The organism is Enterobacteriaceae bacterium ESL0689, from assembly GCA_029433525.1.
Lineage (GTDB): Bacteria > Pseudomonadota > Gammaproteobacteria > Enterobacterales > Enterobacteriaceae > JAQTIF01.
Genome location: JAQTIF010000001.1, coordinates 515,165 through 528,509, shown reverse-complemented (window position 1 = coordinate 528,509; position 13,345 = coordinate 515,165). Strand labels below are relative to the sequence as shown.

Sequence of the window (13,345 nt, the reverse complement as noted above, 5' to 3'; positions counted from 1 at the left end):
TAGTCATCAGGCACTACGACGCAACAGTCCCTGCTTTTTCAGCCATACCAGCAAAATAGAGATAGCCGCCGGTGTGATGCCTGAAATGCGTGATGCCTGACCGATCGAAGCAGGCTTATGATCATTGAGTTTGGCAATGACCTCATTAGATAGCCCGGTGACCTGATGATAATCGATCGTCGCGGGCAGCAGCGTATTTTCATTACGCTGCATTTTTTCGATTTCTTCCCGCTGACGAGCAATATAACCTTCATATTTGACCTGAATTTCCACTTGCTCAGCAGCCTGAACATCTTCCAGTCCAGGAGAGAAAAGTGATAACTGCATGAGCTGGCGATAAGTCATCTCCGGGCGACGGAGCAACTCCTCGCCATTAACGTCACGAGAGAGTGGTGAGGTTAAACAGGAATTAATCTCTTCAGCGCTGTTTGCCAACGACGATATCCAGGTTGATCGCAAACGTTGACGCTCACAGGCAATATGTTCCTGTTTTTCATTAAAACGCGCCCAGCGTTGATCATCGACCAGTCCCAGCTTGCGCCCCCATTCAGTCAGCCGCAAATCGGCGTTATCTTCACGTAACATCAATCGATATTCGGCGCGGGAAGTAAACATCCGGTAAGGTTCTTTGGTGCCCAGCGTACACAAATCATCGACCAGAACGCCGAGATAAGCTTCAGAGCGGGCAGGTGCCCATCCCTCTTTTTCTGCACTGAAACAGCCAGCATTCAGACCAGCCAGCAATCCCTGAGCCGCCGCTTCTTCATAACCGGTTGTGCCATTTATTTGCCCTGCCAGGAAGAGTCCCCGAATATATTTACTCTCCAGTGTTGGCTTGAGATCCCGGGGATCGAAAAAGTCGTACTCAATCGCATAGCCTGGACGCACGATCCGGGCATTTTCCATTCCCGGCATAGAACGAACAATCTGGATCTGTACATCAAACGGTAAACTGGTCGATATACCATTAGGATAAATTTCATTTGATGTCAGTCCTTCCGGTTCGAGGAAAATCTGGTGCTGATTGCGGTCAGCAAAACGCATGACTTTATCTTCAATCGATGGGCAATAACGAGGGCCGATACATTCAATGACGCCAGCATACATCGGGCTGCGATCAAGGTTGCGTCGGATAACGTCATGCGTTTTTTCATTAGTATAGGTGATATAACAGGGGATCTGACGTGGATGTTGATCCCGTGACCCCATAAACGAGAAGACCGGTAGCGGATCATCTCCCTGTTGTTGTGCCAGCATCGCGAAATCAATGGTACGCGCATCAATTCTTGGCGGTGTACCCGTTTTCAGGCGTCCGGCGCGTAAGGGGAGTTCACGTAAACGGCGGGACAATGCGATAGCGGGAGGATCACCTGCACGACCGCCATGATAGTTTTCAAGACCAATATGGATCCGACCATCCAGAAAGGTTCCCGTCGTCAACACCACCGCTTTAGCCCGGAATTTCAATCCCATTTGTGTCACGACACCGACAACCTGATCGTTTTCAACCAGTAGATCCTCAACAGCTTGCTGAAAGATCATGAGATTGGGTTGATTTTCCAGCGCGGTTCGCACTGCCTGGCGATAAAGTACACGATCTGCCTGAGCACGGGTGGCTCTGACCGCCGGGCCTTTACTGGCGTTTAGTATTCTAAACTGAATACCGGCCTGATCGATCGCTTTCGCCATTAATCCGCCAAGTGCATCCACCTCTTTGACCAGATGTCCTTTCCCAATACCGCCAATAGCTGGATTACAACTCATTTGTCCCAGCGTATCGATATTGTGTGTCAGTAGCAAGGTTTGCTGGCCCATTCGAGCCGCAGCCATCGCGGCTTCAGTACCTGCATGGCCTCCGCCAATGATGATGACGTCAAAAGGATCCTGATAAAACATCGTGGTATGCCTCGCGTAAAGCGCTTTGAGAATAGGTTGAATCCCGGGGCGGGGATTTTACTCAACTTTTGTCTTTCAAGAAAGTACCGGGATCCTGAGTATTAAAAGAAGATCTTTTATTTAAAGATCTGTTTTATTGTGATCTCTTATTAGGATCGAAACTTCTTGTGGATAAGTGCGATCCTCATTTTAAGATCAATCAATTAAGCAGGATCTGTTTCTGTGAATGATCGGTGATCCCGATCCGGATAAGATGGGGACAACTAGCTTAGTTATGCACAGATGAAAATATTTTTAAACTTATACATGGGATAAATACCGGATAATCAGAGTTTTTAACTATATTTATCCACAAAAATAAATGATCCAAAGATGAATTAGATCAATTTTTGCCATGATCCGAGCCAGATTTCTGCTGGATCTTCCGGGATATCATGTTGCTGAACATTAATTTTCAGCGTGGATCCGATCTGCTGCGCACCACAAGCTTTTAACGACTGATCAAGCTTATCAATGGCACCACAAAAGGTGTCATATTCACGACTACCGATACCAATAGCGCCAAAACGAACTGCAGAAAGATCGACGGATTGTTGCTGGAGTGCTTTATAGAAAGGTAACAGATTGTCAGGCACATCACCCGCACCATGGGTTGAGGAAACAATCAGCCAGATACCTTCCGGCTGGAGATCCTCAAGCCGTGGTCCGTGACTGACTTTACTGCGGTGGCCCGCCTGCTGCAGTTTTTCAGCCAGATGTTCTGCAACGTACTCGGCATTACCGAGAGTACTGCCACTAATAAGCGTAATATCTGCCATACGGGTCTTCCCAATCATCTAAACAGACCCATTGTACCCTGTGTAACAACAGGGATCTATCTGTGGAAAACCGGGAATAACATTTTTCTGATTATGGTGTGATCGTCCGCATTATCGGGTTTTGCAGCGAAATGAGCGTCTCGGTAGACTGAATTTCATCAATAGTCTGGATCTTGTTGATAAGTACTTGTTGCAGCGCATCGATCGATCGGCACATCACTTTGATAAAAATGCTGTAATGACCGGTTGTATAGTAAGCTTCCGTGACTTCATTCAGGCTTTCCAGCTTAGCCAGCGCCGAAGGGTAATCTTTAGCACTTTTCAAAATGATGCCAATAAAGCAACACACATCATAACCGAGCCGTCTGGGATCGATATCAATGCGCGTGCCCGTGATAATACCCGCCTGTTTCATTTTCTCGACGCGAACATGGATCGTTCCAGGGCTAACATCGAATTGCTTGGCAAGCTCAGCATAAGCCGTGCGGGCGTTTACCATCAGGGCTTCGAGGATGCTACGGTCCAGGTTGTCGATGTGATAATTTTCCATATATTTTTCGTATTTCGTTGATGAATAAGTGTTGTTGATGTCACTTGTATCACAATATCCGGCAGCAGAAACCAATATCAAATTGCCTGATATAATTGAAAGAGACGCAGGGTGCCAGATTGGCTACAGCCTGCTTTTTTCTGTTGCAATAGTTAACAATATATCGATGCGGGAGAATAGCACGATAAAGCAACAATCATGATTCGCCTGCCCGGTGATATTGATATCAGCCATACGGTATAGACTTGGCTATTTTCTCTACGCCAGGTTAACAGAATGATAAGGAGAAGTACGATTAAGCTAATAATCGTGCATACTGTGCGCTTTTCGTGAGCCAGAGGATCAGGCGACCCATTTGTTTCATCAATGAAAAAACCAGTCTATGAGCACAGATAATAAACAATCGCTGCCAGCTATTACCCTTGCAGCTATCGGCGTGGTATTTGGTGATATTGGTACCAGCCCACTCTATACACTGCGAGAGTGTTTGTCAGGTCAGTTTGGTTTTGGTGTTGATCAGGATGCAGTTTTTGGCTTCCTGTCGCTGATTTTCTGGCTATTAATCTTTACGGTATCACTCAAATATATCACTTTTGTGATGCGCGCTGACAACGCTGGTGAAGGAGGAATATTGACACTGATGTCACTGGCAGGGCGTAATACCCCGGCAAAAGTGACATCGGTGCTGGTTATTCTGGGATTGATTGGCGGCAGTTTCTTCTACGGTGAAGTGGTCATTACACCAGCTATATCCGTTATGTCGGCGATAGAGGGGCTGGAAATTATCGCCCCTGAACTCGATAGCTGGGTTGTCCCGATTGCCATTATCGTCCTGACGTTGCTGTTTTCTATTCAGAAACATGGCACCAGTATGGTCGGCCGAATGTTCGCTCCGATTATGCTGATTTGGTTTTTGCTGCTGGCGGTGCTGGGCGCTCGCAGTATTATTGCTAATCCCACCGTATTGCACGCACTCAATCCCTACTGGCTATGGCACTTTTTCCTCGAATATAAAATGGCCTCTTTTTTCGCCTTAGGCGCGGTGGTACTGGCGATTACCGGGGTCGAAGCGCTGTACGCTGATATGGGACATTTTGGTAAGCGGCCGATTCGGCTGGCCTGGTTTTTCGTGGTGCTCCCCTCACTGGTACTAAATTATTTCGGTCAGGGGGCGCTGCTGCTAAAAAATCCACAAGCGATCAAAAATCCTTTCTTCCTGTTGGCGCCAGAATGGGCGCTTATTCCCATGCTGATTATCGCCGCCCTCGCAACGGTTATTGCTTCACAGGCGGTGATTTCCGGGATTTTTTCTCTCACTCGCCAGGCGGTTCGACTGGGCTATCTTCCCCCTATGCGGATTATCCATACCTCAGAAATGGAGTCCGGGCAAATCTACATTCCGTTTATCAATTGGTTGCTGTATTGCTGTGTCGTGGTGGTGATTATCAGTTTTCAGCACTCTTCCCGGCTGGCCGCGGCTTATGGTATCGCCGTTACCGGAACCATGGTTTTGACTACCATTCTCTTTACTTTCGTTATGCGAAAAAACTGGCACTGGAATAAGATTCTGGTGACTGTGCTCTTTATCGCTTTTATGTGTGTTGATTTGCCACTGTTTTTCGCGAATCTCGACAAGATTTTTTCCGGAGGCTGGTTACCGCTGATGCTGGGTCTGGTGATGTTCACCGTGATGACAACCTGGAAAAGTGAACGTTTTCGCCTGTTACGCCGTCTCCATGAACATGGTAAATCACTGGAGGCGATGATCGCTTCTCTCGAAAAATCGCCGCCCGTTCGTGTGCCTGGCACGGCGGTCTATATGTCTCGCGCCCTGAACGTTATCCCTTTTGCTTTACTGCATAATCTCAAACATAACAAAGTGCTACACGAACGGGTTATTCTGCTGACACTACGTACTGAAGATGTACCTTATGTGCATAAGGTTCGTCGTGTGCAAATCGATAAAATATCTCCCTCATTCTGGCGAGTTGTGGCCAGCTATGGCTGGTGCGAAACGCCGAATGTAGAAGAAATCTTCCATCGCTGCGGGCTGGAAGGCTTAAGTTGTATGATGATGGAAACGTCGTTCTTTATGTCACACGAATCGCTGGTTATTGCTAAACGCCCCTGGTATCTGCACTGGCGCGGTAAGCTGTATCTCATGTTACAGCGCAATGCATTACGGGCAGCTGATCAGTTTGAGATCCCACCGAATCGCATTGTCGAGTTAGGAACACAAGTAGAGATATAAGAGATTTAGCGCCTGGCCCGTGCCCGAAATCTTCACGTACTCCCTGTACGCTGCGGTTTCTCCGCGCTGTCGGTATTCAGACTGGCTGCGTCAATAACGCCTGCGGGGTCGGGCGATTATTATCCGTTTGTTGATTTCTTTACATAAACGTTTCGCTAGTGGAGCAGACGAAAAATGAAAAAAGGTACTGTACTTAACGCCGACATTTCTGCGGTGGTTTCCCGACTGGGTCATACCGATACGCTGGTGGTCAGCGTATGCCGGGTTACCCATTCCTCAAAGCAGTCAGCGGATCGATATGGCACTCACTCAGGGAATTCCTTCCTTTATGCAGGTTCTCGAGGTGGTAACGGCGGAAATGCAGGTCGAGGCCGTGATTCTGGCGGAAGAGATAAAAGAAGATAACCCATCACTTCACGACGAGATATTCGATTATCTTGAATTTCTGGAAGAACGTCAGGGTAATACCATCGAAATCAGTTATATCAGTCATCAGCAGTTTAAACAACAAACCGCAGAAAGCCGGGCTGTTATCCGCAGTGGTGAGTGTTCCCCCTATGCGAACATTATCCTCTGTGCTGGCGTCACTTTCTGAGGCTTAACCCTATGGAAGCCTTATTGCAGTTAAAGGGGATCGATAAAGCCTTTCCTGGTGTCAAAGCCCTGTCTGGGGCTTCGCTCAATGTATATCCAGGACGGGCGATGGCGCTGATCGGGGAAAATGGTGCTGGTAAATCCACCATGATGAAAATACTGACCGGTATTTATCGTCGTGATGCCGGTTCATCCATCAGGAACTTAATCTGATCCCACAGTTAACGATTGCAGAAAATATTTTTCTTGGCCGGGAATTTGTTAACCGCTTTGGCAAAATCGACTGGCCAGCGATGTACCGTGAAGCCGATAAGCTACTGGCAAAATTGAATTTGCGCTTTAACAGCCAGATACGGGTGGCTGATCTGTCGATTGGTGATCAGCAGATGGTCGAAATTGCTAAGGTACTGAGTTTCGAGTCTAAAGTCATCATCATGGATGAACCGACCGATGCGCTGACCGATAGCGAAACAGAATCTTTGTTTCACGTTATTCGTGAATTAAAAGCGCACGGACATGGGATTGTTTATATCTCTCATCGCCTGAAAGAAATTTTTGCGATTTGCGATGATGTCACCGTATTTCGTGACGGCCAGTTTGTTGCTGAACGCGAAGTCACCAGCCTTAATGAAGATCAACTGATTGAAATGATGGTGGGCCGCAAACTGGAAGAACAGTACCCACATCTCGATAAAGCCCCAGGTGACGTATCTCTACAGGTAGATAACGTGTGTGGCCCCGGGGTAAAAAACGTCACTTTCACTCTTCATCAGGGAGAAATTCTCGGCATTTGCGGGCTGATGGGAGTCGGGCGTACAGAGCTGGTGAAAATATTATATGGCGCGTTGCCACGCCGCAGTGGTGCCATGACCCTTTATGGTCATCCGGTTGATATCTGTTCACCGCAGGATGGCCTCGCTAACGGGATTGTCTATATTTCCGAAGATCGTAAACGTGATGGTTTAGTGCTGGATATGTCGGTGAAAGAAAACATGTCGTTAACGGCATTACGCTATTTTAGCCATGCGTGTGGACGTCTGGATCATCGAAAGGAACAACAAGCCGTGAGTGATTTTATCGGCCTGTTTAATGTGAAAACCCCCTCAATGGCACAGACAATTGGTTTACTTTCAGGAGGAAATCAACAAAAAGTCGCCATTGCACGGGGATTGATGACCCGGCCAAAAGTGCTGATTCTTGATGAACCGACGCGTGGTGTCGATGTCGGCGCCAAAAAAGAGATCTATCAGTTAATTAACCAGTTTAAAGCCGATGGATTGAGCATCATTCTGGTCTCCTCCGAGATGCCGGAAGTATTAGGCATGAGCGATCGCATTATTGTGATGCATGAAGGGCAAGCTAATGGTGAGTTCAACCGCGAACAGGCTACCCAGGAAGTATTGATGGCTGCCGCTGTGGGCAAGCTTAATTGAATTAATCAGGAGTAAAAAAGATGACAACCGAGGTTGTATCGGCTCGCCGCTGTTTCACCAAAGGGTGGTTGATGGAGCAAAAATCACTGATTGCGCTATTGGTGTTGATAGCGATTGTTTCGACCATGAGCCCTAACTTTTTTACCATTAATAACTTGTTCAATATCCTGCAGCAAACCTCCGTCAATGCGATTATGGCTGTTGGTATGACGCTGGTTATTCTCACATCAGGGATTGATCTGTCCGTGGGTTCGCTACTGGCATTGACCGGTGCCATTGCCGCATCTCTTGTCGGACAGGATATCAATGCGTTTATCGCTGCCGCCGCTGCTCTGGTATCAGGGGCTGCCATCGGTGGGATAACTGGAGTGATTATCGCGAAGGGCCGGGTACAGGCTTTTATCGCGACACTGGTCATGATGCTGCTACTGCGTGGGGTGACGATGGTTTATACCGATGGCAGCCCAGTGAATACCGGATTTAGCGAAAATGCGGATCTCTTTGGCTGGTTCGGCATTGGTCGCCCATTAGGGATCCCGACCCCGGTATGGATTATGGTTATCGTCTTTGTAGCCGCCTGGTACATGCTACAGCAAACCCGCCTTGGGCGTTACATCTATGCGCTGGGGGGCAATGAAGCGGCAACCCGATTATCGGGAATCAACGTTAATAAAGTAAAAATCATTGTCTATTCTCTGTGCGGCCTGTTATCAGCATTAGCCGGGATTATCGAAGTCGCGCGTCTTTCTTCCGCATAACCGACCGCCGGTACGGGCTATGAACTGGATGCTATCGCTGCAGTGGTGCTGGGGGGAACCAGCCTGGCAGGGGGAAAAGGCCGGATCGCAGGCACACTGATTGGCGCGTTAATTCTTGGTTTTCTGAATAATGGTTTGAATTTATTAGGTGTTTCATCGTATTACCAGATGATCGTGAAAGCGATAGCCATCCTGCTGGCGGTGCTGGTAGATAACAAAAAATAGTCACTCAGAACATTACAGGACATCTTAACTATGAATATGAAAAAACTGGCAACACTGGTCTCGGCGATAGCCCTGAGCGCCACCGTAAGTGCAAATGCAGTGGCGCAGGATACTATCGCGCTGGTGATCTCTACGCTGAATAACCCCTTTTTCGTGTCGCTAAAAGAGGGCGCGCAAAAAGAGGCCGATCAACGGGGTTATAAACTGGTGGTACTGGACTCGCAAAATAACCCGGCAAAAGAGCAGGCTAACGTACAGGATTTAGCCGTTCGTGGTACGAAGTTGTTGCTGATTAATCCAACGGATTCTGATGCAGTAGGTAATGCCATCAAAATAGCTAATCAGGCGAAAATTCCGGTGATTACGCTTGATCGTCAGGCGGCAAAAGGTGAAGTTGTCAGCCATATCGCGTCTGATAACGTACTGGGTGGCAAACTTGCTGGTGATTATATCGCGGAAAAAGCGGGGGATGGTGCCAAAGTTATTGAACTTGCAGGCATTGCCGGAACTTCTGCGGCTCGCGAACGGGGCGAAGGATTTAAGCAGGCGATTGCTGCACATAAATTCACGGTGCTGGCCAGCCAGCCTGCGGATTTTGATCGCACCAAAGGATTGAATGTTATGCAAAATCTGCTGACTGCTCATCCTGATGTACAAGCGGTATTCGCACAAAATGACGAAATGGCATTAGGTGCGTTACGTGCATTACAAACTGCGGGAAGATCTGATGTAATGGTGGTTGGATTTGATGGTACTGCCGATGGTGAAAAAGCGGTAAACAGTGGCAAACTGGCGGCGACCGTGGCGCAGTTACCAGAACAGATTGGCATAAAAGGTGTGGAAACGGCTGACAAAGTGTTAAAAGGTGAGAAAGTCGAGGCCAGCTATCCGGTTGCGCTGAAGCTGGTCACTAAGCAGTAACTGAACAATAAAAAAGAAAAGCAGGGTCATGCGCCACCAGAATCTGGTGGCGCACTTTCCGGGAACAAAAATAATGAAAACCTCAGGCAAACTTGTTGTTCTTGGCAGTATCAATGCCGATCATATTCTTCACCTTGATACCTTTCCCATGCCGGGGGAAACCGTTACTGGCGATCACTATCAGGTTGCTTTTGGTGGCAAAGGCGCGAATCAGGCGGTTGCTGCTGGACGTAGCGGTGCAGATATTTCCTTCATTGCCTGCACCGGCGACGATGACATCGGTGAACGTATTCGTTGCCAGCTGCAGCGCGATAATATTGATATTACTCCTGTACAGACGGTAAAAAATCAATCGACGGGGGTGGCGTTGATCTTTGTTAACGCCGAAGGTGAGAATGTTATCGGTATTCATGCGGGTGCCAATGCGGCGCTTTCGGTCGCTCAGGTTGAGGTGCAAAAAGAGCTTATTGCTGAGGCTCAGGCATTGCTGATGCAGCTGGAATCACCGCTGGATAGCATTCTGGCTGCAGCAAAAATTGCGCATCAGCATCAAACCCAGGTGGTATTAAATCCTGCACCGGCACATGCGTTGTCCGATGAGCTGCTTTCGCTGGTGGATATTATCACGCCGAACGAAACGGAAGCGGAAAAGCTAACCGATGTGCATATAGAAGATGATCACGATGCAGCGAAAGCGTCTTATATATTGCATGAGAAAGGCATCAGGATTGTGATTATTACGCTGGGTCGTCGGGGAGTATGGCTCAGTCATGAAGGCAAAGGTCAGCGAATCCCTGGTTTCAATGTTCATGCTATCGATACCATCGCTGCGGGTGACACCTTTAATGGCGCATTAGTCACCGCTTTACTGGAAGGCGCGAATCTGGATCAAGCGATTCGTTTTGCGCATGCCGCCGCCGCGATTGCGGTAACCCGCAAAGGCGCGCAACCTTCCGTTCCCTGGCGTGAAGAGATCGATACATTTTTACGTCAACAGAGGTAACATTTGGCTACGATGAAGGATGTAGCCCGCGAAGCGGGGGTCTCTACTTCAACGGTTTCTCATGTCATTAACCAGGATCGTTTCGTTAGCGAAGCGACGACCATCAAAGTTAATGCGGCGATTCAACGCCTTAATTACGCGCCATCTGCGCTGGCGCGTAGCCTCAAATTAAATCAGACCCGAACGATTGGTATGCTGATTACGGCGAGCTCTAACCCATTCTATTCGGAACTGGTCCGTGGCGTTGAACGTAGCTGTTTTGAACGCGGTTATAGCCTGATGTTGTGTAACACCGAAGGTGATGAGCAACGTATGAAGCGAAACCTTGAAACGCTGATGCAAAAACGGGTGGATGGTTTATTACTGCTCTGTAGCGAAATACGTCAACCTGCGCCAGAAATGATGCGCTGTTACCCGGCGGTACCAACAGTGATGATGGACTGGGCACCGTTTGATGGCAATAGCGACCTGATCCAGGATAACTCTTTGCTGGGTGGTGAGATGGCAACGCAATATTTGATTGACAAAGGCTATACCCGGATTGCCTGCATTACCGGCCCACTGGATAAAACACCGTCACAACTACGTCTGGCAGGGTATCATGCTGCCATGGAGCGCGCCGGGCTTCCTCACCCTGAGCACTATGTCATAACCAGTGATTTCGAATTTAGTGGCGGCGCTTGTGCGATGCAAAAATTGCTCGCATTAGCGGAGCGGCCACAAGCGGTATTTATTAGTAATGACGCAATGGCTGTAGGGGCATATCAATCGCTTTATCTGGCGGGATTATCTATTCCTCAGGATATGGCACTGATAGGATATGATGATATCGAACTGGCGCGCTATATGACTCCACCATTAACGACGATTCATCAACCAAAAGATGAATTGGGTGAACTGGCTGTTGATATACTGATCCATCGTCTGGCGCAGCCACAACAGACACAACAACGGCTGCAACTGACGCCTGAATTAATCGTTCGTGGCTCAGCTTAATGGTTGATTTGATGAAAAAAGAGCCGCTTGATCATTTTTAGTAAAAACAGGGCTTGTCAACGGCGAAGAACAGCCTATAATGCGCCCCCACTGACCCGGAATAACGGAGCGAATCCACCGGAAATCAGGCAGGGGAAGTGAAAAAGCACTTGACTCTGAAGCGCATGAGAGTATTATATGTGCCCGCTTCATTGAAGTACCGCTCTTTAACAATCAGTCAGACAATCTGTGTGGGCACTCAGGAAGACAGAGCCTGACCGTCGGTGACGGTCAAGCAAATTTAAAAAGTCTCTGAGTGAACACGTAATTCATTTACGAAGTTTAATTCACGAGCGATCAGACCTGAATTGAAGAGTTTGATCATGGCTCAGATTGAACGCTGGCGGCAGGCCTAACACATGCAAGTCGAACGGTAACAGGAAGCAGCTTGCTGCTTTGCTGACGAGTGGCGGACGGGTGAGTAAAGTCTGGGAAACTGCCTGGTGGAGGGGGATAACTACTGGAAACGGTAGCTAATACCGCATAATGTCGGAAGACCAAAGTGGGGGACCTTATGGCCTCACGCCACCGGATGTGCCCAGACGGGATTAGCTTGCAGGTGAGGTAATGGCTCACCTGGGCGACGATCCCTAGCTGGTCTGAGAGGATGACCAGCCACACTGGAACTGAGACACGGTCAGACTCCTGCGGGAGGCAGCAGTGGGGAATATTGCACAATGGGGGAAACCCTGATGCAGCCATGCCGCGTGTATGAAGAAGGCCTTCGGGTTGTAAAGTACTTTCAGCGGTGAGGAAGGATGGAAGTTTAATACACTTTCATTTTGACGTTATCCGCAGAAGAAGCACCGGCAAACTCCGTGCCAGCAGCCGCGGTAATACGGAGGGTGCGAGCGTTAATCGGAATAACTGGGCGTAAAGGGCACGCAGGCGGTGTGTTAAGTCAGATGTGAAATCCCCGGGCTTAACCCGGGAACAGCATTTGAAACTGACAGGCTGGAGTCTCGTAGAGGGGGGTGGAATTCCAGGTGTAGCGGTGAAATGCGTAGAGATCTGGAGGAATACCGGTGGCGAAGGCGGCCCCCTGGACGAAGACTGACGCTGAGGTGCGAAAGCGTGGGGAGCAAACAGGATTAGATACCCTGGTAGTCCACGCTGTAAACGATGTCGATTTGGAGGCTGTTCCCGTTGAGGAGTGGCTTTCGAAGCAAACGCGATAAATCGACCGCCTGGGGAGTACGGCCGCAAGGTTAAAACTCAAATGAATTGACGGGGGCCCGCACAAGCGGTGGAGCATGTGGTTTAATTCGATGCAACGCGAAGAACCTTACCTGGTCTTGACATCCACAGAACCCTCCAGAGATGGAGAGGTGCCTTCGGGAGCTGTGAGACAGGTGCTGCATGGCTGTCGTCAGCTCGTGTTGTGAAATGTTGGGTTAAGTCCCGCAACGAGCGCAACCCTTATCCTCTGTTGCCAGCGGTTTGGCCGGGAACTCAGGGGAGACTGCCAGTGAAAAGCTGGAGGAAGGTGGGGATGACGTCAAGTCATCATGGCCCTTACGACCAGGGCTACACACGTGCTACAATGGCGCATACAAAGGGAGGCGAGCCTGCGAGGGTGAGCGGAACTCATAAAGTGCGTCGTAGTCCGGACTGGAGTCTGCAACCCGACTCCACGAAGACGGAATCGCTAGTAATCGTGGATCAGAATGCCACGGTGAATACGTTCCCGGGCCTTGTACACACCGCCCGTCACACCATGGGAGTGGGTTGCAAAAGAAGCAGGTAGTTTAACCGAAAGGGGGGCGCCTGCCACTTTGTGATTCATGACTGGGGTGAAGTCGTAACAAGGTAACCGTAGGGGAACCTGCGGTTGGATCACCTCCTTAAAGTGAAGGGTTCT

General features: G+C 48.9%; 7 protein-coding genes, 1 rRNA gene and 3 pseudogenes. 8 read left to right on the top strand and 3 right to left on the bottom strand.

Going from position 1 to position 13,345, the window contains the following annotated elements; translation table 11 throughout:
* Positions 1-6: 6 nt before the first annotated feature.
* From mnmG to asnC, 3 genes are all read right to left on the bottom strand, one after another.
* Positions 7-1,896 carry a tRNA uridine-5-carboxymethylaminomethyl(34) synthesis enzyme MnmG gene (gene mnmG / locus PT300_02585; protein ID MDF7679549.1) on the bottom strand — a complete coding sequence of 630 codons (1,890 nt, stop codon included), beginning with the start codon at positions 1,894-1,896 and terminating at the stop codon, positions 7-9.
* A 377-nt stretch (positions 1,897-2,273) separates the two neighbouring features.
* Positions 2,274-2,714 (bottom strand): FMN-binding protein MioC, encoded by a 441-nt coding sequence (mioC, locus tag PT300_02580; GenBank protein MDF7679548.1) that lies wholly within the window; start codon positions 2,712-2,714, stop codon positions 2,274-2,276.
* A 91-nt stretch (positions 2,715-2,805) separates the two neighbouring features.
* Positions 2,806-3,264: a transcriptional regulator AsnC gene (gene asnC, locus PT300_02575; GenBank protein ID MDF7679547.1), complete on the bottom strand. Its 459-nt coding sequence runs from the start codon at positions 3,262-3,264 to the stop codon at positions 2,806-2,808.
* Between the two features lie 382 nt (positions 3,265-3,646).
* Here asnC and kup point away from each other — a divergent pair, with 382 nt between their 5' ends.
* From kup to PT300_02535, 8 genes and pseudogenes are all read left to right on the top strand, one after another.
* The gene (gene kup, locus PT300_02570) at positions 3,647-5,515 is read left to right on the top strand and encodes a low affinity potassium transporter Kup (GenBank protein MDF7679546.1); all 1,869 of its coding nucleotides are present in this window, start codon (positions 3,647-3,649) and stop codon (positions 5,513-5,515) included.
* Between the two features lie 174 nt (positions 5,516-5,689).
* Positions 5,690-6,110: pseudogene (gene rbsD, locus PT300_02565) on the top strand (D-ribose pyranase).
* An 11-nt stretch (positions 6,111-6,121) separates the two neighbouring features.
* Positions 6,122-7,542, top strand: a pseudogene (gene rbsA, locus PT300_02560) (ribose ABC transporter ATP-binding protein RbsA).
* A 20-nt stretch (positions 7,543-7,562) separates the two neighbouring features.
* Positions 7,563-8,525: pseudogene (gene rbsC, locus PT300_02555) on the top strand (ribose ABC transporter permease).
* A 30-nt stretch (positions 8,526-8,555) separates the two neighbouring features.
* Positions 8,556-9,446: a ribose ABC transporter substrate-binding protein RbsB gene (rbsB, locus tag PT300_02550; protein ID MDF7679545.1), complete on the top strand. Its 891-nt coding sequence runs from the start codon at positions 8,556-8,558 to the stop codon at positions 9,444-9,446.
* Positions 9,447-9,516: 70 nt separating this feature from the next.
* Positions 9,517-10,449, top strand: a complete 933-nt coding sequence (gene rbsK / locus PT300_02545; GenBank protein ID MDF7679544.1) for a ribokinase — start codon at positions 9,517-9,519, stop codon at positions 10,447-10,449.
* Between the two features lie 12 nt (positions 10,450-10,461).
* Positions 10,462-11,445: a ribose operon transcriptional repressor RbsR gene (gene rbsR, locus PT300_02540; GenBank protein ID MDF7679543.1), complete on the top strand. Its 984-nt coding sequence runs from the start codon at positions 10,462-10,464 to the stop codon at positions 11,443-11,445.
* A gap of 344 nt (positions 11,446-11,789) precedes the next feature.
* Positions 11,790-13,331, top strand: a 16S ribosomal RNA gene (locus PT300_02535).
* Positions 13,332-13,345 lie beyond the last annotated feature (14 nt).

Bases quoted from the DNA above. Each gene is read 5' to 3' on its own strand.
- mnmG (MDF7679549.1), bottom strand. From the start codon at position 1,896: ATGTTTTATCAGGATCCTTTTGACGTCATCATCATTGGCGGAGGCCAT.
- mioC (MDF7679548.1), bottom strand. From the start codon at position 2,714: ATGGCAGATATTACGCTTATTAGTGGCAGTACTCTCGGTAATGCCGAG.
- asnC (MDF7679547.1), bottom strand. From the start codon at position 3,264: ATGGAAAATTATCACATCGACAACCTGGACCGTAGCATCCTCGAAGCC.
- kup (MDF7679546.1), top strand. From the start codon at position 3,647: ATGAGCACAGATAATAAACAATCGCTGCCAGCTATTACCCTTGCAGCT.
- rbsB (MDF7679545.1), top strand. From the start codon at position 8,556: ATGAATATGAAAAAACTGGCAACACTGGTCTCGGCGATAGCCCTGAGC.
- rbsR (MDF7679543.1), top strand. From the start codon at position 10,462: ATGAAGGATGTAGCCCGCGAAGCGGGGGTCTCTACTTCAACGGTTTCT.